General features: G+C 73.6%; 20 protein-coding genes. 8 read left to right on the plus strand and 12 right to left on the minus strand.

Going from position 1 to position 25,608, the window contains the following annotated elements; genetic code table 11:
* The first annotated feature begins 112 nt into the window (after positions 1–112).
* Positions 113–3,694, plus strand: a complete 3,582-nt coding sequence (metH, locus tag ACTEI_RS09100) for a methionine synthase (RefSeq protein ID WP_122982016.1) — start codon at positions 113–115, stop codon at positions 3,692–3,694.
* Between the two features lie 15 nt (positions 3,695–3,709).
* On the plus strand, positions 3,710–4,195 hold the full coding sequence (locus ACTEI_RS09105; protein ID WP_122977244.1) for a gluconokinase: 486 nt from the start codon (positions 3,710–3,712) through the stop codon (positions 4,193–4,195).
* 42 nt (positions 4,196–4,237) lie between these two features.
* Here ACTEI_RS09105 and ACTEI_RS09110 read toward each other — a convergent pair whose 3' ends face one another.
* Together ACTEI_RS09110 and ACTEI_RS09115 are read right to left on the minus strand one after the other, a co-directional pair.
* Positions 4,238–5,062 carry a metal-dependent hydrolase gene (locus ACTEI_RS09110; RefSeq protein ID WP_122977245.1) on the minus strand — a complete coding sequence of 275 codons (825 nt, stop codon included), beginning with the start codon at positions 5,060–5,062 and terminating at the stop codon, positions 4,238–4,240.
* A gap of 110 nt (positions 5,063–5,172) precedes the next feature.
* Positions 5,173–5,616 carry a DUF1707 domain-containing protein gene (locus ACTEI_RS09115; RefSeq protein ID WP_239082256.1) on the minus strand — a complete coding sequence of 148 codons (444 nt, stop codon included), beginning with the start codon at positions 5,614–5,616 and terminating at the stop codon, positions 5,173–5,175.
* 219 nt (positions 5,617–5,835) lie between these two features.
* On the opposite strand from ACTEI_RS09115, the gene ACTEI_RS38910 reads away from it, so the two are divergent.
* Both ACTEI_RS38910 and ACTEI_RS09125 read left to right on the plus strand, forming a co-directional pair.
* On the plus strand, positions 5,836–7,665 hold the full coding sequence (locus ACTEI_RS38910; RefSeq protein ID WP_262384576.1) for an ATP-binding protein: 1,830 nt from the start codon (positions 5,836–5,838) through the stop codon (positions 7,663–7,665).
* Positions 7,662–8,333 (plus strand): response regulator, encoded by a 672-nt coding sequence (locus ACTEI_RS09125; RefSeq protein WP_122977247.1) that lies wholly within the window; start codon positions 7,662–7,664, stop codon positions 8,331–8,333. The genes ACTEI_RS38910 and ACTEI_RS09125 overlap by 4 nt, the downstream gene beginning before the upstream one ends.
* A gap of 143 nt (positions 8,334–8,476) precedes the next feature.
* On the opposite strand, the gene ACTEI_RS09130 is transcribed toward ACTEI_RS09125, so the two are convergent.
* Both ACTEI_RS09130 and ACTEI_RS09135 read right to left on the minus strand, forming a co-directional pair.
* Complete coding sequence (locus tag ACTEI_RS09130; RefSeq protein ID WP_122977248.1) at positions 8,477–8,962, minus strand: NUDIX hydrolase; 486 nt, start codon at positions 8,960–8,962, stop codon at positions 8,477–8,479.
* Positions 8,963–9,223: 261 nt separating this feature from the next.
* Positions 9,224–10,732, minus strand: a complete 1,509-nt coding sequence (locus tag ACTEI_RS09135) for a GGDEF domain-containing protein (protein WP_239082257.1) — start codon at positions 10,730–10,732, stop codon at positions 9,224–9,226.
* A gap of 478 nt (positions 10,733–11,210) precedes the next feature.
* On the opposite strand from ACTEI_RS09135, the gene ACTEI_RS09140 reads away from it, so the two are divergent.
* Positions 11,211–13,850 (plus strand): MGH1-like glycoside hydrolase domain-containing protein, encoded by a 2,640-nt coding sequence (locus ACTEI_RS09140; RefSeq protein WP_122982018.1) that lies wholly within the window; start codon positions 11,211–11,213, stop codon positions 13,848–13,850.
* A 67-nt stretch (positions 13,851–13,917) separates the two neighbouring features.
* Here ACTEI_RS09140 and ACTEI_RS09145 read toward each other — a convergent pair whose 3' ends face one another.
* The 4 genes from ACTEI_RS09145 to ACTEI_RS09160 form a co-directional block, all read right to left on the minus strand.
* The gene (locus ACTEI_RS09145) at positions 13,918–14,190 is read right to left on the minus strand and encodes a hypothetical protein (protein WP_122977250.1); all 273 of its coding nucleotides are present in this window, start codon (positions 14,188–14,190) and stop codon (positions 13,918–13,920) included.
* A gap of 124 nt (positions 14,191–14,314) precedes the next feature.
* Entirely contained in the window at positions 14,315–14,893 is a 579-nt protein-coding gene (locus ACTEI_RS09150; protein WP_122977251.1) for a mycothiol-dependent nitroreductase Rv2466c family protein, read from the minus strand.
* Between the two features lie 120 nt (positions 14,894–15,013).
* Positions 15,014–16,831, minus strand: a complete 1,818-nt coding sequence (locus tag ACTEI_RS09155; protein WP_122977252.1) for an anthranilate synthase family protein — start codon at positions 16,829–16,831, stop codon at positions 15,014–15,016.
* Positions 16,832–17,067: 236 nt separating this feature from the next.
* The gene (locus ACTEI_RS09160; RefSeq protein WP_122977253.1) at positions 17,068–17,301 is read right to left on the minus strand and encodes a hypothetical protein; all 234 of its coding nucleotides are present in this window, start codon (positions 17,299–17,301) and stop codon (positions 17,068–17,070) included.
* A gap of 185 nt (positions 17,302–17,486) precedes the next feature.
* Between ACTEI_RS09160 and ACTEI_RS09165 the strand changes: the two genes are divergently transcribed.
* Positions 17,487–17,861, plus strand: a complete 375-nt coding sequence (locus ACTEI_RS09165; protein WP_122977254.1) for a response regulator transcription factor — start codon at positions 17,487–17,489, stop codon at positions 17,859–17,861.
* Positions 17,862–17,981: 120 nt separating this feature from the next.
* On the opposite strand, the gene ACTEI_RS09170 is transcribed toward ACTEI_RS09165, so the two are convergent.
* The gene (locus ACTEI_RS09170; RefSeq protein ID WP_122977255.1) at positions 17,982–20,195 is read right to left on the minus strand and encodes a glycoside hydrolase family 3 C-terminal domain-containing protein; all 2,214 of its coding nucleotides are present in this window, start codon (positions 20,193–20,195) and stop codon (positions 17,982–17,984) included.
* A 115-nt stretch (positions 20,196–20,310) separates the two neighbouring features.
* Here ACTEI_RS09170 and ACTEI_RS09175 point away from each other — a divergent pair, with 115 nt between their 5' ends.
* The gene (locus tag ACTEI_RS09175; protein ID WP_122977256.1) at positions 20,311–20,967 is read left to right on the plus strand and encodes a TetR/AcrR family transcriptional regulator; all 657 of its coding nucleotides are present in this window, start codon (positions 20,311–20,313) and stop codon (positions 20,965–20,967) included.
* Positions 20,968–21,024: 57 nt separating this feature from the next.
* Here ACTEI_RS09175 and ACTEI_RS09180 read toward each other — a convergent pair whose 3' ends face one another.
* A complete protein-coding gene (locus ACTEI_RS09180) occupies positions 21,025–22,248 on the minus strand; it encodes an NYN domain-containing protein (RefSeq protein ID WP_122977257.1) in 1,224 nt (407 codons plus the stop codon).
* A gap of 134 nt (positions 22,249–22,382) precedes the next feature.
* A complete protein-coding gene (locus ACTEI_RS09185) occupies positions 22,383–22,760 on the minus strand; it encodes a YccF domain-containing protein (protein WP_239082259.1) in 378 nt (125 codons plus the stop codon).
* A gap of 103 nt (positions 22,761–22,863) precedes the next feature.
* Between ACTEI_RS09185 and ACTEI_RS09190 the strand changes: the two genes are divergently transcribed.
* Complete coding sequence (locus tag ACTEI_RS09190) at positions 22,864–23,340, plus strand: hypothetical protein (RefSeq protein WP_122977259.1); 477 nt, start codon at positions 22,864–22,866, stop codon at positions 23,338–23,340.
* Positions 23,341–23,362: 22 nt separating this feature from the next.
* On the opposite strand, the gene ACTEI_RS09195 is transcribed toward ACTEI_RS09190, so the two are convergent.
* Complete coding sequence (locus ACTEI_RS09195; RefSeq protein ID WP_239082260.1) at positions 23,363–25,453, minus strand: sigma-70 family RNA polymerase sigma factor; 2,091 nt, start codon at positions 25,451–25,453, stop codon at positions 23,363–23,365.
* Positions 25,454–25,608: the final 155 nt, after the last annotated feature.

Raw genomic sequence — 25,608 nt, forward strand, 5'->3', positions numbered from 1 at the left:
CCGGCCGAGAGGCGCTGCAGCGGGCCACCCGTCACGCTCGACCGGTGATCCATCCGAACAAGGGCGCCTCCGACTTTTCTCGGAGGTGTGCCCCGTGACTCACAACGTCACCATGCTGCGCGACCTGCTCGCCGAGCGGATCCTGGTCCTCGACGGCGCGTGGGGCACGATGCTGCAGGGCGCCAAGCTGACCCCGGACGACTACCGCGGCGACGTGATCCCCGCCGAGCACCACAAGGACGTCACCGGCGACCCCGACCTGCTGATCCTGACCCGGCCGGACCTGATCCTCGACGTCCACCGGCAGTACCTCTCCGCCGGCGCCGACATCACCACCACCAACACGTTCACCGCGACCGGCATCGCCCAGGCCGACTACGGGTGTGAGCACCTGGTGCGCCGGATGAACGTGCAGGGCGCCCGGCTGGCCCGCCAGGCCGCCGACGAGGCCGCCGCGCGCGACGGCCGCCCGCGCTTCGTGGCCGGCTCGGTCGGCCCGCTCAACGTGACGCTCTCGCTCTCGCCGAAGGTCGAGGACCCGGCGTACCGCGCGGTCACCTTCGACCAGGTCAAGGCGACGTACGCGGAGCAGATCGGCGCGCTGGCCGAGGGCGGTGTCGACCTGCTGCTGGTGGAGACGATCTTCGACACGCTGAACGCCAAGGCGGCGATCGCGGCGGCCCGCGAGGTGGCCCCGCAGCTGCCGCTCTGGATCTCGGTGACCATCGTCGACCTGTCCGGGCGGACCCTCTCCGGCCAGACCGTCGAGGCGTTCTGGCGCTCGATCGAGCGGGCCGAGCCGATGGTCGTCGGCGTGAACTGCTCGCTGGGGGCGGCCGAGATGCGCCCGCACGTGGCCGACCTGGCCCGGCTGTCGAAGACCTTCGTCGCCTCGCACCCGAACGCCGGGCTGCCCAACGCCTTCGGCGGCTACGACGAGACCCCGGAACAGACCGCCGGGCTGGTCCGCGAGTTCGCCGAGTCCGGCCTGGTCAACCTCGTCGGAGGCTGCTGCGGAACCACGCCGCCGCACATCGCCGCGATCGCCGAGGCGGTCCGGGGCATCGCGCCCCGGCGGATCGACCCGCCCGCGCCGACCACCCGGTTCAGCGGGCTGGAGCCGTTCGAGATCGGCCCGGACACCGGGTTCGTGATGATCGGCGAGCGGACCAACGTGACCGGCTCGGCCAAGTTCCGCCGGCTGATCGAGGCCGAGGACTACCAGGCCGCCGTCGACGTGGCGCTGGACCAGGTCCGGGGCGGGGCCAACCTGCTCGACGTCAACATGGACGCCGACCTGCTGGACAGCGAGCGGGCCATGACCACGTTCCTGAACCTGATCGCGACCGAGCCCGAGGTGGCCCGGATCCCGATCATGATCGACAGCTCGAAGTGGAACGTGCTGGAGGCCGGCCTCAAGTGCGTGCAGGGCAAGGGCGTGGTCAACTCGATCAGCCTGAAGGAGGGCGAGGAGCAGTTCCTCGAGCACGCCCGCCGGATCCGGGACTTCGGCGCCGGCGTGGTGGTGATGGCCTTCGACGAGCAGGGCCAGGCCGACACCACCGAGCGCAAGGTGGAGATCTGCGGCCGGGCCTACGACCTGCTGGTCGGCGACGGCTTCGACCCCACCGACATCATCTTCGACCCGAACGTGCTGGCCGTCGCCACCGGCATCGCCGAGCACAACGGGTACGCCAAGGCGTTCATCGACGCGCTCCCGCTGATCAAGCGGCGCTGCCCGGGCGCCCGCACCAGCGGCGGCATCTCGAACCTGTCCTTCGCGTTCCGTGGCAACGACGTGGTCCGCGAGGCGATGCACTCGGCGTTCCTGTTCCACGCGGTCAAGGCCGGCTTGGACATGGGCATCGTCAACGCCGGACAGCTCGCGGTCTACCAGGACATCCCGGCCGACCTGCTGGAGCTGGTCGAGGACGTGCTGTTCGACCGCCGGCCGGACGCCACCGACCGGCTGGTCACCTTCGCCTCCACGGTCACCGGCAGCGCCGCCCGGCGCGAGGTCGACCTGTCCTGGCGCGACGCCCCGGTCGAGGAGCGGCTCTCGCACGCGCTGGTGCACGGCATCGTCGACTTCATCGAGGCGGACACCGAGGAGGCCCGGCAGAAGCTGCCCCGGCCGCTCGACGTGATCGAGGGCCCGCTGATGGACGGCATGAGCGTGGTCGGCGACCTGTTCGGCTCCGGCAAGATGTTCCTGCCCCAGGTGGTCAAGAGCGCCCGGGTGATGAAGCGATCGGTCGCCTACCTGCTGCCGTACATGGAGAAGGAGAAGGCCGAGGGCGCCCGTGGTCAGGGCAAGGTGGTGCTGGCCACGGTCAAGGGCGACGTGCACGACATCGGCAAGAACATCGTCGGCGTGGTGCTGGGCTGCAACAACTACGAGGTGATCGACCTCGGCGTGATGGTGCCGACCGCGAAGATCCTGGACACCGCGGTGGCCGAGGGCGCCGACGTGATCGGGCTGTCCGGCCTGATCACCCCGTCGCTGGACGAGATGGTCGCGGTCGGCGCCGAGATGCAGCGGCGCGGGCTGCGGCTGCCGCTGCTGATCGGCGGCGCGACCACGTCCAAGCAGCACACCGCGGTGCGCATCGCCCCGGCCTACGACGGCTCCACCGTGCACGTGCTGGACGCCTCCCGGGTCGTCGGCGTCGTCTCCGACCTGCTCGACGCCGACCGCGCGGCCAAGCTGGACGAGGCCAACCGCAACGAGCAGCAGCGGCTGCGCGAGCAGCACGAGAAGCGGCACGCCCAGCCGCTGCTCACTCTCGGCCAGGCCCGGGCCAACCGGGAGGTCGTCGACTTCGGCGAGCTGCCGGTGCCGGCCTTCACCGGCGTACGCGAGGTCCAGCCGACCATCGCCGAGCTGCGCGACATGATCGACTGGCAGTTCCTCTTCCTGGCCTGGGAGATGAAGGGCAAGTACCCGGCGATCCTGGAGGAGCCGGTGGCCCGGGAGCTGTTCGACGACGCCAACACGCTGCTCGACAAGATCATTGCGGAGAGCTCGTTCCAGGCCCGCGGCCTGTACGGGTTCTGGCCCGCGCACTCCGAGGGCGACGACATCGTGCTCGGCGGCGGTCAGCGGCTGCCGATGCTGCGCCAGCAGACCCAGAAGCCGGCCGGCCGCGCCAACCGCTGCCTCGCCGACTACGTCGCGCCCGCCGGCGACCACCTCGGCGGTTTCGCGGTGGCCATCCACGGCGCGGAGGCGCTGGCCAAGAAGTACGAGGCCGAGCACGACGACTACCGCGCCATCATGGTCAAGGCCCTGGCCGACCGGCTGGCCGAGGCGTTCGCGGAGTACCTGCACCTCAAGGCCCGCCGCGAGTGGTTCGAGCCGGACGCCCAGCCGAAACTGGAGGACCTGCACGCCGAGCGTTTCCGCGGCATCCGGCCCGCGCTCGGCTACCCCGCCTGCCCCGACCACAGCGAGAAGAAGGACCTGTTCCAGCTGCTCGACACCGGCCGGATCGGGGTCGGGCTGACCGAGTCGTACGCGATGACCCCGGCCGCCGCGGTCAGCGGCCTGATCTTCGCGCACCCCGAGGCGAAGTACTTCACCGTCGGCCGGCTGGCCGAGGACCAGATCGAGGACTATGCCACCCGGCGTGGCGTACCGGTCGCCGAGGTGGAACGCTGGCTGCGTCCGAATCTGGCGTACTCGATCGACTGACGGGGGTACACGGGGATGGTCCCGATCGTGGTGATGGGGGTCTCCGGCTGCGGCAAGAGCACGATCGGCCAGGCGCTGGCCGATCGGCTCCAGGTGCCGTACGGCGAGGCCGACGACTTCCATCCGGCGGCCAACGTGACGAAGATGCAGTCCGGGGTGCCGCTCACCGACAACGACCGCCGGCCGTGGCTGGCCGCGATCGCCGAGCGGATCGGCGCGGCCGGGGACAAGGGGCTGGTGGTGTCCTGCTCGGCGCTCAAGCGGGCGTACCGGGACGTGCTGCGCGCCCCTGACCCGCGGACCCTCTTCGTCCATCTGGTGCTGACCCGGGAGGTGGCCACGGTCCGGGTGGGCGGCCGGGCCGGCCACTTCATGCCGAGCAGCCTGGTCGAGTCCCAGTTCGCCGTCCTGGAGCCGCTGGGTCCCGACGAGAACGGCATCGGGGTGGACGCGACCCTGCCGGTCGACCGGATTCTCGCGAAGGTGCTGAGCCGTCTCTGACGCACCGGGCCGCCCGCGTCGGCGGCCCCGCGCGGTGCGGGACTATTGGGACGCCCACACGTCCAGGTCGAGGCGGTCCAGCAGGGCCGGCGCGAACAGCCCGGCGATCGAGAGCAGTGAGATCACGGTGAACGTGGTCCGCAGCACGACCGTCTCAGTCTTGCCGCCGACCTTCACCGCCATGCGGTTCGGGATGCCGATCATCCGCCACATCCGGCCCCGCCCGGTCGGGATCGGCCAGAGGATCGGCACGCCGTTCTTGGTGATCATGTCGCCGAGCAGGTGCACCACGCAGCCGGCGCCGACGGCGAAGCCGAGAGTCGGATAGCCCCGGTCACCCGGCAGGTTGGCCGCGGTGAACCAGGCGATCGCGGCCGAGCACAGGGTGACGACCACCCAGCCGGCCCGCTCCGCCCACTTGTCGAACAGCCCGCGCAGCGCCAGACCGGCCATGAAGAAGATGATGCCGACCACCGCCCACTTGCCGTAGTTCGCGGCGAGCGCGGTGGTGCCCCAGCCGATCAGCGCGGCGAACGGCAGCGTGTGGGTGAAGGTCCGGTGCCCGTGGTCGCGCCGCGGGTCCCGGCTCTGCCGGGTGGCCGCGTAGATGCCCAGCGAGATCTTCTCCACCACCTCGGACACGAACAGCGAGAAGACGCCGAACGTGCGGGCCACCGTCGCGCCGCCCTGGTTGGTGGTCACCTTCCCGGACAGGTCCAGGTCGGGCAGCAGGGCGCCGCCGGCGCACATCGCCGTGCCCACCGCGATCATCAGCGGCGTCTGGTGGTAGTCAGCGAACTGGTCGAGCGCCCAGCTGCCGGCCAGCCAGGCGGCCGCCCCCGACAGTGCGTGCGACGGACCCATCATGTGCGTCGTCCCTCCCCGAACAAACTGCGACACTGTCGCAGAGCCGGGAAGGAAGATCAACGACCGGCGGGTCCACACCGGAGTGGAGTCGGCCACCCGACAGTCACGGCTCAGGGCCGCAGGTGCATCCGGTGCGCGTCGCGGAAGTCGTAGCGGCCGTGGCGGGCGTGCCGGACCAGGCCCATCACCAGGAAGAAGAGCGGGAAGGCCGGCCAGAAGAAGGCCGCCCCGGAGAGCAGCCACAGACCGATCAGGACCCCGGCGGCGACCAGCAGGAAGCTGGCGTGCCGCTGCAGCGACCGGCGTGTCGCCGCCCGCCGGTGCGGCAACCGGGCCAGCGCTTGCCGGCCGCCGTGCGGCAGGTCGCGGGTCAGCGCCGCGAGCTCGTCGCGGTAGGTCGCGCGGTAGGCGGTGGCCAGCCGTTGCTCGCCCTCGTCCAGGTCGAGCCGGCCCTCGGCCATCGCGGCCCGCACGATCTCGGCGACCTCCTCGCGTTCGGTGTCGGAGGTCCGCAGCCGGGCCGGCCCGGACCAGGTGTCGTCTTCGAGATGCACGATGTCCTCCTCGGATCTGCTGCCTCCAGAATCGCCGCCGCGCGCCGCCGGCGCGTCGGCCCGGCGAAGCATCCGGACGGAGTGCCGGGGCGCGACGCGACGACTTTCCGGTACGCCCGTGGGCGTAGCCGACCCTCCCGCGTACGCCCGTGGGGGTATGCCGGGAACCGGCCCGTGCGCCGATGCCCCGGCGGTCGGCGGTGACGTAGTTTCGGCGTCATGAGCAAGCGCGGCGGGGACCGGCGGCGACCGGGCGGCGGCCGATCCGGCCGGTGCCCCCTCCCCGGTGCTCCCACGGCGCCGGAGGGCGGGGCCGACGGCCCGGGTGACGCGTTCACGCCGGAGGGTGGGCGTGACCGCTTCGGTGCTTCGGCCGCGTCGGCGGCCGGGGGTGGCGGCCCGGGTGCCGCTGTCGGCGGCGGCGCCCCGCTCGGCGAGTGGCTCGGCGACCCGGGCCGGCCCGGACCACCCTGGCATCACCGGCGCCGGCACCCGCACACCGGCTGGCCACCCGGCGCCGTGGTGCTGGCCGGGGCCCTTCACCTGGCCACACTGAACAACCTGGCCGCCCACGGCGGGCTGTACCGGCCGTGGGACCTCCTCACCACGCTGACCGTCATCATCGGCCCGGTCGCGCTGTTCTGGCGGCGGCGCGCGCCGATCGCCGCCTTCGCGGTCGCGTCGGCCGCGACGATCGGCTTCGCGCTGCACGCCGTGCCGCATCCGGGGTACGCCGCCGCCCCGGCCGTGGCGCTCTACTCGCTGGCCCGCCAGGGCCACCGCACGGCGGCCCTGAGCTGTGCGGCCACCGCCTGGGCGGTGTGGGCCGGCGCCGTCCTCGGGCTGTCCGGGCCGCTCGGCCTCGACCCCGGCGTGCGCCCGGCGTTCGGGCAGGTGTGCCTGGCCGCCGCCCTGCTCGGCCTGATGATCCTGCTCGGCGGCGCCGCCCGGATCCGCGCCGAGAACTACGCCGAGCAGGCCCGGACCCGGGCCGAGCAGGAGCGGGCGCGCGCCGAGCAGGCCCGGGCGCGCGCCGAGCAGGAGCGCCGGCAGGCCTCGGAGGAGCGGCTGCGGATCGCCCGGGAGCTGCACGACGTGCTCGGACACCACCTGTCGTTGATCAATGTGCAGGCCGGGGTCGGGCTGCATCTGATGGATCAGCGGCCGGAGCAGGCTCGGGAGGCGCTCGCCGCGATCAAGACCGCGAGCGCGGAGGCGCTGCGCGAGGTGCGGTCGGTGCTGGGCGTGCTGCGCACCGAGGGGGAGGCCGCGCCCCGGCAGCCGGCGCTCGGGCTCAACCGGCTGAGCGAGTTGACCGCGGCGGCCGGCATCCCGGTGCGGACCACGGTCACCGGGACGCCGCGGGAGCTGCCGGCCGAGGTGGACCGGGCGGCGTACCGGATCGTGCAGGAGGCGCTGACCAACGTGCGCCGTCATGCCGGACCGCGGCCCGAGGCGGACGTCGCGGTGAGCTACCTGCCGGCCGCGCTGTACCTGTCGGTCCGCAACAGCGAGCCCGAGGCGGCGCAGCCACCGGCCGCCGACGGCGCGCGGGGCAGCGGCATCGCGGGGATGCGGGCCCGGGCGGAGAGCCTCGGCGGTCGGCTGGCGGCGGGACGGCCACCGACCGGCGGCTTCCTGGTCACGGTGATCCTGCCGACCGGTCGGTCGCCGGCCGGTCCGGCTGGTCCGGGCTCTTCCGGTGTGTCGTCGGCTGGTCCGGGCTCTTCCGGTGTGTCGTCGGCTGGTCCCGGCTCTTCCGGTGTGCCGCCGGGCGGCCCCGGCTCCTTCGGTGTGCCGCAGGCCGGCCCTGACTCACCGGCTTCGGCCGGCGTGCCACGGGACCCGTCGGGTGAGGACGGCGCGGCCGGGCCGGATCCGGGCGGTGCCGACGTGGGGTCGCGCGCCCCGGACGGAGGCGGTCCGGACGGCGGCGGTGTGCCGGAGGCCGCGGAATGTCCGGGTCCGGTGGCCGGTGGCGGGGCGGAGTGCGGGGCAGGGGAGCGCGATGACGTGGGCCGGCGGACGGCTCCGGAGGGGGAGCGATGATCTCAGTGGTGCTGGCCGACGACCAGGCGCTGGTGCGGGCCGGGTTCCGGGCGTTGCTGGATGCCGAGGCGGACATCCGGGTGGTCGGTGAGGCCGCGGACGGCTTGCAGGCGATCGGCCTGGTCCGGGCCACCCGGCCGGACGTGGTGCTGATGGACATCCGGATGCCCGGTGTGGACGGCCTCGAGGCGACCCGGCGCATCGCCGCCGACCCGGTCTGCGGGGACACCCGGGTGGTCATCCTGACCACGTTCGAGCTGGACGAGTACGTGTTCGAGGCGCTGCGCACCGGCGCCTCCGGATTCCTGGTCAAGGACACCGAGCCGGTGGAACTGCTGCGCGGGGTGCGGGCGGTGGCGGCCGGGGACGCGCTGCTGTCGCCGAGCGTGACCCGGCGGGTGATCGGCGAGTTCGCCGGGGCGGGGACCGGGCGCCGGCCCGAGCCGCCCCGGGAACTGGAGCAGCTCACCGACCGGGAGCGCGAGGTGATGACGCTGGTCGCCGAGGGACTGTCGAACGACGAGATCGCCAGTCGTCTGGTGATCAGCCCGGCCACCGCGAAGACCCACGTCAGCCGCACGATGATCAAGTTGGGGGCGCGGGACCGGGCGCAGCTCGTGGTCTACGCGTACGAGGCGGGGCTGATCCGTCCGGGCTGGCTCGGGTGAGGCGCCGCCTGCCGGGTAGCGCCCGGGGCGGCCCGGCGCAGCGAGCGCGACGGGGGCAGGGTCGCCCCTGGCCCCGGTGGAGTCAGAGGCCGTTTTCGGACATCCGCACCGGTCCGCTGCCGGTCGCCCCGGGTCCGGGTGGGTCAGAGACCGCCCTGGCCGGGGGCGGCGAAGTAGGGTCGGTCGCCTTCGTCGAGCGCGATGGCCAGCAGCTTGCCGGCGAACGGGTTGATCGCGGGCATCGCGTCCAGCGGGAACCAGCCCACCGCCAGCGACTCGGTGTCGTTGACCCGGGCCTCGCCGCCCACCGCGCGGCAGCGGAAGCACATGTTGACCATCTGGCAACGGTCGCCGTTCGGATAGGTGACGTCGTGCGACACCACCCCGGCCAGCCGCTCGATCTCGACCTGGACGGCGGTCTCCTCCGCCACCTCGCGGACCACCGTGTCGGCTGGCTGCTCGCCGGGATCCATCATCCCGGCGATCAACGTCCACTGCCCGGTGTCGCTGCGCTGGTGCAGCAGCACCTCGCCGCGGTCGTTGAGGACGACCGCGGAGACCGTGGGAAACATGATGAGTTCCTGGCCGACGCGGGCGCGCAGGTTCCGTACGTACTCGGAAGCGGGCATGCACGGACCTTAAGCGTGCGCGCTCGCCGGGCGTGCGTGCCTTGACCGTGCGCGCTCGTTGGGCACGCGTGCCTCAACCGTGCGCGCGCCGGGGCGTGCGTGCCTTGACCGTGCGCACTCGCCGGGCACGCGTGCCTCAACCGTGCGCTCGCCGGGGCGCGCGCGCCTCAACCGTGCGCACTCGCCGGGCGCGCGTGCCTCAACCGTGCGCTCGCCGGGGCGCGCACCTTGACCGTGCGCGCTCGCCGGGGCGTGCGTGCCTCAGCCGTGCGCGCTCGCCGGGGCGTGCGCGGCGGGTGCGACCACCGTACGGTTGCGCCCGGCGGCCTTCGCCGCGTAGAGCGCTTCATCGGCGGCGCGCAGCAGCCCGGCCGGTTCGGTGCGCGGGCCGCGCGACCAGGCGGCGCCGATCGAGGCGGTCACCGTGATCAGCGCCCGGTCCGACACCTCGATGGGGAGTTCCGCGATCGACTGCCGGACCCGTTCGGCGACCAGCGGCAGCTCCGCGGCGTCGAGGTGGGGCACCAGCGCGACGAACTCCTCGCCGCCGTAGCGGGCCAGCATGGTTCCGGCACGCCGGCCCGCGGTCAGCCGCCGGGCCAGCTCGCGCAGCACCCGGTCGCCGGCCGGATGGCCGTACGTGTCGTTGATCTTCTTGAAGTGGTCCACGTCGATCATGAGCAGGCCGAGACCGTAACCGGCCCGGGCGGCCCGCCGGCACTCGGCGGTGAGCGCGTCCTCGAAGTGCCGCCGGTTGCGGACCCCGGTCAGCCCGTCGGTGACCGCGGCCCGCCGCTGGGTGGCGACCAGGCCCGCCATGCGCGCCAGGACCAGCAGGAACATGACGGCGCAGGCGGCGGTGGCGAGCGGCACGCTGAGGTCCTGGTGCCGCAGGTGCTGGATCAGCTGGAGGCCGGGGGCCATCAGGACGGCGACGGCGAGCACTCCGAGGCGGCCGGGGCTGGCGTCCGGGATGGCGGTGTCGGTGCGCCGGTCGAAGTGCCGGATGCCGGGGTGCAGGGCAGCCGCGCCGAGCAGGCCGAGCGCGATCATCCACAGGCCATCCAACCAGGACTCGAACGTCGTCTGCCCGGTCACCACGCCGACCACCGCATACAGGGTGTCGGCGGTGAACATCGTGGTCAGCCCGGCGAGCAGGAAGTACAGCACGGCGCCCCGGGTACCGTGGCCCATCACCAGGCGGACGGTGAGGATCAGCAGCATCAGGTCCAGCACCGGGTATGCCGACTCGGTGAGTTTGGCCGCCATCGGCAGCTCCGAGTCGGCGGTCAGCGGCTGGATCAGGTAGACCCAGGTGAGCAAGCCCGCGCTGATCGCCACGATGAGCGCGTCCACCGCGCTGGGCACGTCCCAGCCGGGCGCGCGGCGCCGGATGAAGATCAGCACGGCGGCCGCGACGAGCACGTAGCTGGCGAGGTACATCAGGTCGGCCGGGGTCGGTTCGAGGAAGTCGCCGGACAGCCACTCGTCGACGATCGAGAGCACGTCGCCGACGGCGTACAGGAGCTGACCGACGGCCAGGGTCAGCCAGCCGGCGCGGTGCGGCGGCCGGTGCCGCAGCGTTCCGACCAGTACGGCCACCGGCGTGCCCACCGTGACCACCAGGTACGGCACGGTGGTCACGAGGTAGGGCAGGTGCACGGCGCTCATCCCGACTCGCAGGACGACACAGACCAGCACCAGCCCCAGCCAGAGCCGCCAGGGCCCGTGATCGGGGGTGTCCGAGCCGCTCGGCTGTTCAGATCGCACCTGGAGAGCCTGACGGCGGCGGGTTGCAATCCGGGTGCGACAGCCCCGCCGTTGGGGTGCGGCAGGGAATCGGCGGAACCCCACGGCCCGGCGCGGAGACCCCACGGCCCGGCGCGGAGACTCCACGGCCCGGCGCGGAGACCCCACGGCCCGGCGCGGAGACTCCACGGCCCGGCGCGGAGACTCCACGGCCCGGCGCGGAGACTCCACGGCCCGGCGCGGAGACCCCACGGCCCGGCGCGGAGACTCCACGGCCCGGCGGGGAAACCCGACCGCCCGGCGGCGGAAACCCCACGGCCCCGCGGGGAACCCGAGCGGGCGGAGGTTGGCCGCGAACCACGCAGACCGGCGGCCGGAACGTGATCGGGCGCACGGTGGACACGGGTGTGAACCTCCGTCCTATGGGCAGAATCGGCGGAGCGGACACACTTGACACCAGACCGTGACAGTTGCAATGGCCGACTCACGGGTCGTGACGATGGGGACGGTGAGGACGGACGTGTCGGAGCGCGATCGGCTGGCCCAGGCCGATTCCGGCGAGCAGCCGTGGCGCGCCTGGGGCCCCTACCTCGCCGAGCGGGCCTGGGGCACGGTCCGGGAGGACTACAGCGAGCACGGGACCGCCTGGGACTACTTCCCGCACGATCACGCGCGCTCCCGGGCGTACCGGTGGAACGAGGACGGCATGGCCGGCATCTGCGACGACCGGCAGACGTTCTGCTTCGCGCTCGCGCTGTGGAACGGCCGGGACCCGATCCTCAAGGAGCGGATGTTCGGCCTCGGCGGCGACGGCGGCAACCACGGTGAGGACGCCAAGGAGTACTGGTGGTACCAGGATTCCACGCCGACCCACTCGTGGATGCGGTGGCGCTACCACTACCCGCAGGCCGAGTTCCCGTACGACGAGCTGGTCCGGGTCAACGGCCACCGCTCCCGCGCCGAGAGCGAGTACGAGCTGGTCGACACCGGGGTCTTCGACGCCGACCGGTTCTGGGCGGTGACCGTCGACTACGCCAAGGCCGGCCCGTACGACATGTGCATCGCGATCACCGTCGCCAACCGCGGCCCCGACCCGGCCACCCTGCACGTGCTGCCCACCCTGTGGTTCCGCAACACCTGGTCCTGGGGGTTGCCGAACCGGGCACGCCCGTCGCTGACCGGCACGCCCGGACGCCTGGCCGGCCAGCACCGCTCGATCGGCCACATCACCCTCGACGCCGAGGGCGCCCCGCCCGCCCTGGTCTGCGACAACGAGACCAACGCGCAGCGGCTGTGGGGGCTGCCCGGGCGCAGCCCGTACCCGAAGGACGGGATCAACGACTTCCTGGTGACCGGCGCGCCGACGGTCAACCCGGACGGGGTCGGCACCAAGGGCGCCCTGCACTTCCCGCTCACCCTGGGGCCGGGGGAGACCCGGACGATCCGGCTCCGGCTGACCCGCGGCGACGCCGCGCCGCCGCCGCTGGACCTCGGCGACGGGTGGGCCGCGGTGATGCGGGACCGGCGCGCCGAGGCCGACGAGTTCTTCGCCGGGATCATCCCGGCGTCCGCGACCCCGGACGAGGCGGCGGTGGCCCGGCAGGGCATCGCCGGGCTGATGTGGGGCAAGCAGTTCTACCACTTCGACGTGAAGCAGTGGCTGGTCGGCGACCCGGGCAACGCGCCGCCGCCACCGGGCCGGCGCCACGGGCGCAACCACGGCTGGTGGCACATGAACAGCTTCGACGTGATCAGCATGCCGGACCCCTGGGAGTACCCCTGGTACGCCGCCTGGGACCTGGCCTTCCACTGCGTCAGCATCAGCCGGGTCGATCCGGGTTTCGCCAAGTCGCAGCTGCTCCTGCTGCTGCGCGAGTGGTACATGCACCCGAACGGGCAGATCCCGGCGTACGAGTGGTCGTTCGGCGACGTGAATCCGCCGGTGCACGCCTGGGCCGCGCTGCGGGTCTTCGAGATCGACGGCTCCCGGGACTACGACTTCCTCGCCCGCGTGATGCACAAGCTGCTGCTCAATTTCACCTGGTGGGTCAACCGCAAGGACGTCGGCGGCAACAACGTCTTCGAGGGCGGCTTCCTCGGCCTGGACAACGTCGGGCCGTTCGACCGCTCGGCCGCGCTGCCGGTCGCCGGGGTGCTGGAGCAGTCCGACGGCACCGGCTGGATGGCGATGTACGCCCTCAACCTGCTGGACATGGCGATCCAGCTGGCCCTGCACGACCGGGCGTACGAGGACATGGCCACCAAGTTCTTCGAGCATTTCACGTACATCGCGGAGGCGGCGTACCGGCAGGGGCTGTGGGACGAGGAGGACAGCTTCTTCTACGACGTGCTGCGCCTGCCCGACGGGCACCGGGTGCCGCTCAAGGCACGCTCCATCGTCGGCCTGCTGCCGCTGGCCGCCACCACCCGGCTCACCTCCGACACCCTCCACCGGCTGCCCGAGCTGAACGCCCGGGTCCGCTGGATGCTGCACCACCGCACCGACTACCGCGACGTGATCAGCGCCCGGCGGCTGAGCGGCGCCGACCGGCGCCACCAGCGGTTGCTCAGCATGGTCGGGCAGGACCAGCTGTTGCGGATCCTGGCCCGGTTGCTGGACCCCGAGGAGTTCCTGTCCCCGTACGGCCTGCGCACGCTGTCGCGGGCCCACCTGGAGAAGCCGTTCACCGTCTCGCTGGGCGGATCCGACTTCACCGTCGGTTACGAGCCGGCGGAGAGCACCAGCGGGCTGTTCGGCGGCAACTCGAACTGGCGGGGCCCGGTCTGGATGCCGGTCAACTACCTGATCGTCGAGGCGTTGCGGGAGTTCGCCGAGTTCTACGGCGAGGACCTGCGGGTGGAGTACCCGACCGGGGCGCAGACCAGGATGTCGCTCACCGAGGTCGCCGACGACCTGGCCCGGCGGCTGATCGCGCTGTTCGTCCCGGACGCGGACGGGCGCCGGCCGATCTACGGGGCGACCGACCTCTTCCAGACCCACCCGGACTGGGCCGGCCTGATCGCCTTCCCGGAGTATTTCCACGGCGACAACGGCGCCGGGCTGGGCGCCTGGCACCAGACCGGGTGGAGCGCCCTGGTCGTCGACCTCATCCTGACCCTGCGCGCGAAGCGCCGCTGAGCCGCCGCGGCGGCTCAGCGCACCGCCGGCCGGCTCCGGGCCGCCCGGCGGTGCGCGTCGCGGCCGGTCAGCGGGCCTGGCCGACGATCGTCTCGGCCACGTGCCGCAGCTGTTCGTGGTCCGGGTGGAATCCGGCGGCGATGTCCGGGTGCAGCCCGGCCCGCGCCTGCTCCAGGAGCATCGTGGTGACCTGCTCGACGCTCTCCCCGGCGTACCGCTGGCGGATCTTCGCCGTCGCCGCCTGAAGCGCCGAGCTGAGCTGATCCTCCAGCGGGCCGCGCAGCTTCTCCTCCACCGGATTGAGCGATCGCGGATCGAGTGTGACGTGCGGCTCGGTCAAGGTGTCCCTCCGGAGATCAACGACGCCGTGCGCATACCCGTCGGTCAACCCGAAGTAAACCCCGCCGGGGCGCCGGCCCGCCGACTTTCCCCTCAACCGGGGATTCCGGGCCCGCCGCGGCCGGTCAGCCGCGGCCGCGTTTCACCTCGAAGAAGGTGTCGATGCGCATCAGGGCGGCGGTGGCGTCCCAGATGGCCAGCGCCTCGTCCGGCGCCGGCACCTCGCCGATGATCGGGCCGTGCAGGCCGCGCGCCGCCCCGGCCAGGTGCAGCACCGGCGACCCGATGTCCGGCCCGGCGAGGGCCATCGCCGCCTCGTGCGACTCGCGTACGGCCGCGTCCCACGCCGGGTCGTCGAGGACGGCGCCGGCCTGCTCCACTCCGGCCGCCTTCGCCGCCTCGTCGACGACGGCGTCCGAGAGCGGGGTGCCGGCCTCGAACGTCCGGTTCCCCAACTCGGTGTAGAACGCCCCGGCCGCCTCCTCGCGCCCGTCCGCGCGCAGCGCCTCGACCAGCCGCAGCGCCCGGCTCGACGCCTGCATCATCGGCCGGTACTTCTCGGGCGCGTCGTCGCCGTTGAGGATGGTCAGACTGAACGCCCGCCATCGCAGCCGCACCCCGCGCTCGGCCGCGACCGAGGTGAGCCACCGCGAGGTGCGCCAGGTGAACGGACATGCCGGGTCGAAGTAGTAGATGGCCTCCATCCCCTGATCCTAGGGGTGTCGCGCCCGGACCGCCGGGTGCCCGCGCCGGGCGGTCCGGTTCCGGGTCGGTGGCCCAAGGTGAGGCTCTCGATCGCCTTGGACCACCGACGTGGGTAATCGCTACCCGTTCGTCAGCGGGCTAACCACCTCGGCGAACAGTGGCGGGAGAAGTTCACGGAGAACATCGATGCCGTCCCGGCTGAGGACCGATTCGGGATGGAACTGGACCCCGGCGAACGCGCGGCCGCGCAGCGCGTGCACGGTGCCGTCGAGCGGGTCGCGGGCGATCTCGACCGGGCCGTGGGCGGAGTCCAGGGCGGACACCGCGGAGACGGCGGCGAAGCTGGAGTAGAAGCCGACCCGCCGTACGGCGCCGAACAGGTCGACGTCGCGGGCCAGGCCCTGGTAGGGGGAGTCGCGCCGGATCAGCGCCAGCCCCAGGCGCAGCGCGAGCATCTGCTGGCCCAGGCAGACGGCGAACAGCGGCCGTCCGGACGCGAGCCGGGCGGCCACGATCGCGCGCATGGCGACCATCTTGGGCTCGTCCGGGTCGCCCGGATCGCCCGGCCCCGGCCCGACCACGAGCAGGTCCGCGGCGTCGGCGGCGCGGGGCGCGTGCGCGGCGGACCACGGCACGACGGTGACCGTGAGCCCGAGGGCCTTCAACTGGTGGGCCAGCATCGCGGTGAACGTGTCCTCACCGTCCACGATCACCGCGGACCGGCCGGTCAGCGCCGGCACCGCGAGCGCCCCGGCCTCCCGGGAGTCCAGCCAGAACCGGGCCAGGTCCACGTTGCGCTCGGCCAGCGTGCGCAGTTCCGCCTCGCCCACGGCGGGCGGCGCCTGGTCGCGTACGGCGATGGTCGCCGCACCGAGCGCGGCCAGCACCCCGGCCGCCTTGGTGTGGGTCTCCGCCACCTCGCCCGCCGCGGTGGAATGCCGGACCAGGGTCGCCCCGACCGGTACCCGCAGGGTGCCGTCGGGGGTGATCTCCGCGGTGCGGATCAGGATCGGCGCGTCCAGGGTCTGCTCCCCGCGGTCCGAGACCGACAGCAGCGCCAGCACCCCCGCGTAGTACCGCCGCCCGCGCCGCTCGTGCCGGGCGATCACCCGGCAGGCGTTCTCGATCGGGCTGCCGGTGACGGTCGGCGCGAACATGGTCTCGCGCAGCACCTCGCGCACGTCCAGCGAGCCGCGGCCGGCCAGCAGGTACTCGGTGTGGGTCAGGTGCGCCATCGGCTTCAGGTACGGCCCGGCCACCTGCCCGCCGTGCTCGGCGACGGTCGCCATCATCTTGAGCTCCTCGTCGAGGACCATGTGGAGCTCCTCGACCTCCTTGGGATCGCGCAGGAAGTCGAGCAGCGGTCCGGAGCCGTGCCGGAACGTGCCGCTGATCGGGTTCATCATCACGATGCCGTCGTTGACGCTGACGTGCCGTTCCGGGGTGGCGCCGACCAGCGTCCGGGTCCCGGTGTGCACCAGGAACGTCCAGTAGGTGCCCTGTTCCCCGGCGAGCAGCCGGCCGAACGCCGCCCGTGCCGCGTCCACCGGATCGCCCTCGACGGTCGCCTCGTACACCCGGTGGATCACGAAGTTGGCGCCCTCGCCGTGCCCGATCTCGTCGCGCAGCACGTCCTCGACGACGCGGCCGTACTCCTCGTCGGTCAGGTCGAAGCCGCCGCCGCTGACGCGCAGGTCCCCGGCCGGGAAGTCGCTCAGCGGGCGGGTCGTGGTCTCGGCGACGAGCAGGCATTCCAGTGGCGCGCCGTCGTCGACGCAGGCGAAGCCGCGCTCGGCGATCTGCCGGTAGGGGACCACGGCCAGCACCGGGCGGCCGGGGCGCAGCGGGATGTCGGCGAGCGCGTCCACGGTGATCATCTCGCCGGTGAGAACTTCGACGTGGTCGGCGCCGTCGCGGTGCAGCAGGGCGAAGGGCATGGTTCCTCGTTCCGGGCCGGGCGGGCGCCCACCGAGTCCGGACCATGCGAAACGGCCGCCTCGGGGAGGCGGCCGCGGGTTGGTTACGCGCGGGGGGTGTGGCCGCCGGTCAGGCGGGCCACCACATGCTCATGCGCGCGTTCATGCCGGCGAGCTTAGCCGAGGCCGGTGGCGCGCGCCACCGGCCTCGCGGTGTTCCGGCCCGGCCGGGGCGCGACGGTCGTACCGGAACGGTCCTATCCGGCGAATGCCCGCTGGACCGCCGTGCGGGCCCACCGCATCCGCCCGATGGCGCAGTCCGGGTGCTCGCCGAACTCCTGCGCGACCAGTGCGGCGCAGCCGCCCGCGCCGAGCCGGTTCACCGTCGCGATGACCGCCGCCCGGATCAGCTCCGGCGTCGGCTGCTGCGAACGCTGCAGGTCCGAGACGAAGAGCGCTTCGGTACGGACGTCGTCGATCAGTGTGGTCATCGGTTCCTCCCGTGCCGGTCGAGGGCTGGCGGTTGCCTGGAGATCAGCACACCGCCGCGGGAGTGCAGACCCGGCGCGTCGCGGTTGCGGATCGGTTGCGAGTCGCAATCCCGCCGTCTGACGACCTGAGCCCGGATAACCCGATATCGTCGGAAACTGAGTGATACCGATCGAGGGGAGCTGCCGTGACCACGGTCCTGGTGGCCGACGACGACGCCGACATCCGTGACCTGGTGGCCTTCAAGCTGGAGCAGGCCGGGCTTGAGGTGATCACGGTCGGTGACGGCCAGGCCGCCGTGGAGCAGGCCCGGATGCACCATCCCACCCTCGCCGTGCTGGACGTCTCGATGCCGCTGCTGTCCGGCATCGACGTGTGCCGGATGCTGCGCGCCGACCCGTCCACCGCCGGGATGCTGATCATCATGCTCACCGCCCGCGTGCAGGAGCAGGACGTCGAGGGCGGGTTCAGCGCCGGCGCCGACGATTACGTGACCAAGCCGTTCAGCCCGCGTGAGCTGGTCTCGCGGATCCAGGCGCTGCTGACCCGCGCGCGTGCCTGACCGCCGCCGGCGGGCGTCACCGGCCGGGAGCTCAGCGCTCGTGGCCCCGGGCCGGTGGCCGGCCGCGCCGCGGCGGCCCGCAACCGGAGAGGTCGCGGGCCACCGCGCCCGGATGCCGGGTCAGTCGTTGGCGGCCCGGACCAGCTTCTCCACCATGTCCGCGGTGAGCGGGCTGCCCGGGAAGGCCGCCATCCGGTGCAACGGCAGGCTGCCCATCATCATCACCATCGCCGGGTCGGTGGTCAGCGCGGCCAGTGCCGAGTCGCCGGCCGCGGCGGCCGCCGCGGTGAACGCCTCGCCCAGCAGCCGCGCGCCACGCGGGTCGGCGAACCACTCACCCACGCTGGAGTCCGCGGTCAGCGGCACCCGGGCGGCGTCCCCGCCGACGTGCCGGGTCACCGTGGCCCGGATGTCGCGGGACGACGCGCCGACCTCGAAGACGTACTCGCCGTCCTCGACCACCCAGCGGTGCAGCCGGGTGTCCCAGTAGGCCAGGTCGTCGCGCTCGACGTGCAGCACCACCTCGACGGTCTCGCCGGCCGCGATCGGCACGTTCGCGAACGCCCGGAGCTCGCGCGGGGGCCGCCGCACCGCGGAGCCGGGCAGTCCGGCGTAGACCTGCACCACCTCGCGGCCGTCCCGCTCGCCGGTGTTGGTGACCCGGACGCGGATCTCGACGCCGTCGCCGGTCACCGTCGCCCGCGCCGCCCCGTACGAGAACGTGGTGTACGACAGCCCGAACCCGAACGGATAGGACACCGGAAGCTGGCGCGCGTCGAAGCCGCGGTAACCCACGTGCAGGCCCTCGCCGTACCGGACGTGCCCGTGCTCGCCGGGGAAGTCCAGGTAGGACGGCTGGTCGGCGAGCCGCACCGGGATCGTCTCGGCCAGCCGCCCGGACGGGTTGACCCGTCCGAACAGCACGTCCGCGAGCGCGCTGCCGCCGGCCTGGCCGAGCAGCCAGCCCTCCACGATCGCCGGCACGTCCGCCTCCCATCCGCTGGTCAGCAGCACCGCGCCGTTGGAGAGCACCACGACGGTGCGCGGATTGACCGCGGACACCCGCTCGATCAGCGCCCGGTGCGCGACCGGCAGGTCCAGCGAGTCCCGGTCGGCGCCCTCGGTCTCGTGCACGCTGCCCACGAAGACCAGCGCCACATCGCTGGTCCGGGCCGCCTCGACCGCCTCGGCCAGCAGCGCCTCGTCGACACCGTCGCCCTGCGCCGGGTAGCCGGCGGCGAACCGTACCCGCGCGTCGGTCGACGCGGTGATCTCGGTGAGCGCGTCGTCCAGCCGGGTCGGCGTGATCTGCGAGCTGCCGCCGCCCTGGTAGCGGGGCGTGCGGGCGAACTCGCCGAGCACCGCCAGGCTCTGCTGCCCGGCGCGCAGCGGCAGCAGCCCGCCGTCGTTCTTCAGCAGCACGATCGCCCTTGCGGCGATCTCCCGGGCCAGCGCGTGGTGCGCCGCGGCGTCGTAACCGCCGGGCTCGCGCCGGCCCGCGGCCAGGACCATGCGGCGTACCCGCTCGGCCGACGCCCGCAGCGGCGCCGCGTCCAGCGCGCCGGCCCGTACCGCCTCGGCCAGCGCCCGATCGCCGTCCGGGTCCGGGCCCGGCATGGTCAGGTCGAGCCCCGCCGCGACCGCCGCCACCCGGTCGACGACCGCGCCCCAGTCCGAGACCACCACCCCGTCGAAGCCCCACTCGTCGCGCAGCACCTCGGTGAGCAGCCAGTGGTTCTGGCTGGCGTGCACCCCGTTGATCCGGTTGTAGGCGCACATCACGGTCCACGGCCGGGCCCGGGTGACCACCCGCTGGAAGGCCCGCAGGTACATCTCCCGCAGGGTGCGCTCGTCGACGTCGGCGCTGATCCGCATCCGGTCGGTCTCCTGGTTGTTGACCGCGAAGTGCTTGAGCGACGCGCCGACGCCGCGGCTCTGCAGGCCGCGCACCCACTCGGTGGCCAGCACCCCGGTCAGCAGCGGGTCCTCGGAGAGGTATTCGAAGTTGCGACCGCCCAGCGGGCTGCGCTTGAGGTTGACGCCCGGACCGAGCAGCACGGCGACGTCCATCGCCCGGCACTCGTCGCCGAGCGCCTCGCCGAGCCGGCGCAGCAGCTGCGGATCCCAGGTGGAGGCGCTGGCCACCGCGGGTGGGAAGCAGGTGGCCGGGATGCCGGCCAGCAGGTCGTCGCCGGAGGCCTGCATCCGCACCCCGTGCGGGCCGTCGGTCACGGTCACCGCCGGCAGGCCCGCGGACGCTACCGCCGTCGTGTGCCAGAAGTCGCTGCCGCTGGTGAGCGCCGCCTGTTCGGTGGTGCTGAGCTCGGAGGTCATGGGGGCGGGCTCCTCCCGGGGAGAGTGCTACCTAGTACCTACTAGGTATTAACTTCTCGGTAACATAGGGCACGTCCTGACCGGCGGACAATAGGCTGCTGATAGGAAGAACGCTGTGAACACGGCACCGCTCCGCCGCCGCGACCGGCCCCGGCTGCCCGCCGCGCAGCGGCGCCGGCAGATCCTCGACGTGACCACCCGGCTGATCGCCGAGCGCGGCTTCTGGGGGCTGTCGATGCAGGACGTCGCGGACGGCTGCGGGCTGACCGTGCCGGGCCTGCTGCACCACGTCGGCTCCAAGGACGCTCTGCTGATCGCGGTCCTTGAGCACCGCGACGAGGAGGACCACCGCTCGCTCGCCGTGCAGCTGGGGATGCCCCGGGCGGAGATGGCCGGGCGGGTGCCGCTGCCGGAGATCTGCGCGGCCGTGGTCCGCCGCAACGCCGGGCAGCCGGAGATCGTCCGGCTGTTCGCGGTCCTGGAGGCCGAGTCGCTGGCCCCCGACCACCCGGCCCACGACTACTTCCGCGCCCGCCAGGACCGCACCATCGCCGAGTTCAGCGAGCTGGCCCGGGGCCTGGTGGCCGAGCCGGAGACCCTGGCCGGCCAGGTGATGGCCCTGATGGACGGCCTGCAGATCCAGTGGCTGCGCGACCCGGCCCGCTTCGACCTGGTCACCGCCTGGACCGCCGCCGCCCGGGTGCTGTTCGCCGCCGCGCCGCCGCCCGGACCGGCGGCCTCGCGCGTGACCGCCCCGGAACTCGGCTCCTGACCCGCGGGCCGGGCCGGGTACCCGCGGCGGTGGCGCGGCGGGCCGGCGCTGCGCCGCTCAGCTCGCGCCGAGCCAGGCGCGGACCTCGGCGATCTCCTCCTCGCTGAGCGCGATGGTGGCCGCCTCGGCCCGGTTCAACACGTTGTCGGCGAACGCCGACGCGATCTCCGCGGCGTTCGGCGGTGGCTGCCGGTACAGCGGCGCCCCGCCGAACGCGGTGCCCCGCGTGACGAACGCGATCGCGCTGCGACTCACGTCCACGCCCTGCGCGGCCAGCTGGTCACGGGCCCAGCGGGTGGCCTCGGTCAGGTTGAAGTGGTGGCCGGCCGCGTAGTCGGCGAGCGCCTGGTAGACCGGCGGCCACATCTCCTTGGCCAGCCGGGGCAGGCTGAGCAGGGCGGACAGCCGGCCGACCGGTTCCGGGGCGGGCCCGGTGGCGACCCCGGACTCCGGCGCCTCGTGCCGGGCGGCGTCCCACACGAAGTGGTTGGAGAACTTCGCGTTCGGCAGGCTGAGGCTCTCCAGCGCGCGGACGAACCCGCCGTTGCCGAACCAGTTCGTCTCGTCCACGCTCGGGCCGAGCTGGCGGCGCAGGTCGTGGGCCAGCGAGGCGAGGTTGAGCGGGCCGGTCGCCGCGGTGTACCGCCAGCTCACCAGGTCGCGGAACTGCTCGTAGGAGACCGGTGTCTCCGGGTCGACCGGGGTGACCGCCGCCTCGTCGCTCTCCACCGGCTCGCCCTGGACCAGCTCCAGCAGCTCCTGGCTGGTGATCAGCCGGTCGGCGACCGCGGTGAACGCCTCGGCCGCGTCCGACGGCGAGACGATCGTGGTCCGCCGGTCGGCCCGGCGCAGGCGCACCAGCAGCGGCGTCATGTCCGAGTCGCCGGAGCCGATCACGAACTCCTCGTACGGGACCGGGTCGGCGAGCGCGTCGACCGCGTCCACCACCATCCGGATGTCCGCGGCGTTCTTGGTGTGGGTCAGCCGCGGGCAGTCGATCACCTCGAAGCCGGCGTTCACGAAGAACGGCCGGAACTGCGAGTAGTACAGCCGCTGCTGGGTCGCGTCGGTGTCCGGATTGGGCACCCAGCCGCCGGGGTTCATGTAGCAGCGCAGGATCAGCCAGCGGCGCGGGCCGTCCACGGTCAGCGCCGTGGTCAGGCGGACCAACCACGCGGCCGGGTCCTTGGCGAACTGGATCGCCACGTCCGGGTCCTGCTTGATCAGTCCGCTGAACACGTTGTCGAAGTCCAGATACAGTGCGGCGCGTACGCGGGCCATGACCGAAAACCTACCGCGCCCGCGCCGCGCCGTCCGCCAGGAGCCTCGGCTCGTTCGTCCCCCGGCTCGGACAGACCCCGCCGGCCGACCGGCCCGCATCGATGCCGCGGCCGGCCGGACCCCGGCGACCCGGGTCAGTCCAGCGCCACGACCTGCCGGCCGAGCGGCCAGAACGCCACCGGGACCAGCTTGAAGTTCGCGATCCCGAACGGGATGCCGATGATCGTCACGCACTGGGCGATGCCGGCCGCCAGGTGGCTCAGCGCGATCCACCAGCCGAAGAGGACCACCCACAGGATGTTGGCCAGGCCGGAGGCGGCCCCGGCGTCCGGGCGCGACACCACGGTGCGGCCGAACGGCGCCAGCGAGTAGACCGCCAGCCGGGCCGCGGCCACGCCGAACGGGATGGTGACGACCAGGGCGAAACAGATCAGGGCCGCGAGACCGTAGCCGATCGCGAGGAGGAACCCGCCGCCGAGGAAGAACCAGAGAACGTTGAGTAGCAAGCGCACACGACCAGCATGAACCCGGGTGGCCACCCGTAGGGGTGTTCCTGGAGCCGGCGTCGCACACCACGGGCGGCGCCCACCACCGCAACCAGGATGGGCTACCGCGGTGCGACTCGCCCAGGTGCTCGACGTCCTGCAGGAACTACACCGCGCCAGCGGCCACCCGGAGATCGCCGCGGTGGAGCGCTTCGGCGCCGACAGCGTGCCCGGCGGCCCGTCCCCGGCGGGGCTGCGGGTCCGCTACGCCACCGGGTCGGAGGCGTACCTCTGGGGGGCGATCTGGCCGGGGGAGACGCCGCTGCCGGTGCCGGAGGCCCTGCCACCGCCGTCGCGGCGCGCCTCGCGCGCCGCGGTCTTCGCCGCCTGGCTGCTGGACGCCGCGCGACCCGGCGCGTTCCGCGCCTGGGACCTGGTCGCGCTGCCCGATCTGGGCCCGGCCGGCGAGCGCGGCAGGGTGCCCCTGGGCCTGCGGATCACCTGCTCCGACGGTACGGCGTCGCTGCTGCGCGCCACCGCGGCCGGCGGGCCGACCGCCGAGCCGGACACCGAGCCCTACCCGGACTACCGCCTGCCCGCCCGGTGACCCCGGACGGGCGGCGCGGTGATCAGTCACCGGTCATCGACGCGCCGGCGCCCCCGGTGGTGGGGGCCAGGAACGTGGTCGCCGGGCGGCCGCCGTCCGGCGCCCGGGGACCCTCGGCGACCCGCGGGTCGGTGGACCGGAAGCTCGCCGCCGACCAGGACCCCTCCTGCCAGGAGTTGTGCGTCGCCTCGACCGCGCCGGACAGGCCCCGCTGGCCCTGGACGTTGCCGACCGCGACGTTGTACCGCAGCGTGGCCGGCGCCGTGGTGACCGCGAAGCCGAGCCCGGTGTTGCGGAACGCGGTGTTGTTGCCCAGGGTGAGCGCCGCGGTGCTGCCCTCGTCGACGAAGCCGTGCCCGTCGTTGTCCCACGCCGCGTTGTGCCGCACGGTGTGCCGCGCGCCGGTCGCCGGGGTGCCGCCGCCGACGGCGAAGCCGTTTCCGCCGTTGCGGAACGACCAGTTGCCTTGCACGGTCACCGCGCCGGCGAAGTCGCCGAGGTTCACCCCGTCGCCGCCGTTGCGGAACGCGCGGTTGCCGCGCAGCTGGTTGCCGGCGCCGTCGCCGAACTGCACGGCCACCCCGGAGCCCCGGTTGTCGTAGAAGTCGCTGTCCAGCACCCGGTTGGCCGCGGTGCCGGGGTCGCGCAGCATCAGGCCGGCGCTGCCGCCGCCGTGCACGGACAGCCGCTGGAAGACCGAGTTCGTGCAGGAGAGGCAGACGTACGCCTGGTCCGGCGCCCCGGTGATCTCCAGCCCCCGCACGGTCCAGTAGGACGCCCGCTGGGTGATCGCCCACTGGCCGGCCGGGATGCCGGACATGTCCAGGACCGGGTGCTCGCCGCGGTAGGCGGTCAGCGTCACGCGTTTCGCCGCGGTCCCGCTCGTGGTGATCGAAATCGGGCTCGTGGGCCGGTAGGTGCCGCCGCGCAGGGCGATCGTCCGGCCCGGCTGGACGACCGCGACCGCCTTGGCCAGCGAAGCGTACGGCCGGGCCACGCTGCCGTCGCCGTCGTCCGAGCCGTCCGGCGCGACGTGGATGTCGGCGGCGCCCGCCGGGCCGCCGCGCCGGGTGCTCGGCGACGGACCGGCGACGGTCGGCGGCGCGGTGGTGGTGACCGGGGCCGCGACGACCGGTGCGGGCAGCGCGGCGCCGCGGTCCGGGTCGGCCGGCGAGTGGTGCACCGCGTACGCGAAGCCGCCGCCCACCGCGACCGTGGTCGCCGTCGCCGCGACCAGCGCCTTGTTCTGCAGCAGCGCGACCAGCGTGGTGCCGTGGGCGGCCGCGGCCGGCGCCGCCGTTCCGCTCTGGACCGCGGCCTGCAGGGCGGCGGTCAGCGCGAGCGGCACCGGCAGCGCCACCATGCCCAGCAGCAGCTGCTCCGGCGGGACCAGGCCGCCGCGCCGGGCCCCGCAGTGCGGGCAGTCGCGCACGTGCCGGGCCAGCCGCTTGCGCCAGAGCGAGTCGGCGGCGCCGTCCCAGGGCCGGATCAGGTCCGCCAGCCGCGGGCAGCGCGGCCGGGCGCGCAGCGCCCGGACCACCCCTCGGGCCAGCTCCAGCTGCGCCTTCATCCGCTGCACCCGGACCGCGGCGTGCCGCGGCCGCACGCCCAGCGCGGCGGCCAGCTCGGCGCGGGTGAGCTCGCCGGACGCCTCCTGCCACCAGAGCGCGAGCAGCTCCCGGTCGCCGTCGTCCAGCCAGCGCCCGGCCTCGGCCAGCTCCCGGCGCTGCTCGGCGACGACCAGCGCGGCGGTGGTCCGCTCGGCGAAGTCGCCGACCGGGTCGGGCACGTCGACCGGCTCCGGATGCCGGCGCAGCAGCGTCATCTTGCGCGACCGCAGGTGCATCTGGACCTGGCGGTACGCGATCGCGATCAACCATGAACGGAATCGGTCAGGCTGGCGCAGGGTGCCGAGGCTGCGGATGGCCTTCAGCATGGTGTCCTGGACGATGTCGTCGACATCCGGGTGACCGTTGAGCGCGCGCCCGACGACGTTGTAGACCAGCGGGAGGTGCCCGGTGACGAGCCGGTCCAGGGCCCCGAGGTCACCGGCCTGCGCGTCGCGGACCAGGCCGGGGCTGTCCCGTACGGCCGCGGCCTGACTCTCCGTCACCGTCCCGCTCTCTCCGTGGGGTAGCGTGGCCGGTCCCGCCGCGCCCGCCGGTCACTTTCCAGGGCCGAGCGTGCTGGCTGCGACAACGGGCCGGCTCGCGATCGAGCCGTATCGTGGCACGCCCGTCCGAGGAGCGTCAAAAAGACTTCTCGGGA

The organism is Actinoplanes teichomyceticus ATCC 31121, assembly GCF_003711105.1.
Taxonomy (GTDB): domain Bacteria; phylum Actinomycetota; class Actinomycetes; order Mycobacteriales; family Micromonosporaceae; genus Actinoplanes; species Actinoplanes teichomyceticus.

Bases quoted from the DNA above. Each gene is read 5' to 3' on its own strand.
- metH (WP_122982016.1), top strand. From the start codon at position 113: ATGCTGCGCGACCTGCTCGCCGAGCGGATCCTGGTCCTCGACGGCGCG.
- ACTEI_RS09105 (WP_122977244.1), top strand. From the start codon at position 3,710: ATGGTCCCGATCGTGGTGATGGGGGTCTCCGGCTGCGGCAAGAGCACG.
- ACTEI_RS09110 (WP_122977245.1), bottom strand. From the start codon at position 5,062: ATGATGGGTCCGTCGCACGCACTGTCGGGGGCGGCCGCCTGGCTGGCC.
- ACTEI_RS38910 (WP_262384576.1), top strand. From the start codon at position 5,836: ATGAGCAAGCGCGGCGGGGACCGGCGGCGACCGGGCGGCGGCCGATCC.
- ACTEI_RS09125 (WP_122977247.1), top strand. From the start codon at position 7,662: ATGATCTCAGTGGTGCTGGCCGACGACCAGGCGCTGGTGCGGGCCGGG.
- ACTEI_RS09130 (WP_122977248.1), bottom strand. From the start codon at position 8,962: ATGCCCGCTTCCGAGTACGTACGGAACCTGCGCGCCCGCGTCGGCCAG.
- ACTEI_RS09140 (WP_122982018.1), top strand. From the start codon at position 11,211: ATGGGGACGGTGAGGACGGACGTGTCGGAGCGCGATCGGCTGGCCCAG.
- ACTEI_RS09150 (WP_122977251.1), bottom strand. From the start codon at position 14,893: ATGGAGGCCATCTACTACTTCGACCCGGCATGTCCGTTCACCTGGCGC.
- ACTEI_RS09155 (WP_122977252.1), bottom strand. From the start codon at position 16,831: ATGCCCTTCGCCCTGCTGCACCGCGACGGCGCCGACCACGTCGAAGTT.
- ACTEI_RS09160 (WP_122977253.1), bottom strand. From the start codon at position 17,301: ATGACCACACTGATCGACGACGTCCGTACCGAAGCGCTCTTCGTCTCG.
- ACTEI_RS09170 (WP_122977255.1), bottom strand. From the start codon at position 20,195: ATGACCTCCGAGCTCAGCACCACCGAACAGGCGGCGCTCACCAGCGGC.
- ACTEI_RS09180 (WP_122977257.1), bottom strand. From the start codon at position 22,248: ATGGCCCGCGTACGCGCCGCACTGTATCTGGACTTCGACAACGTGTTC.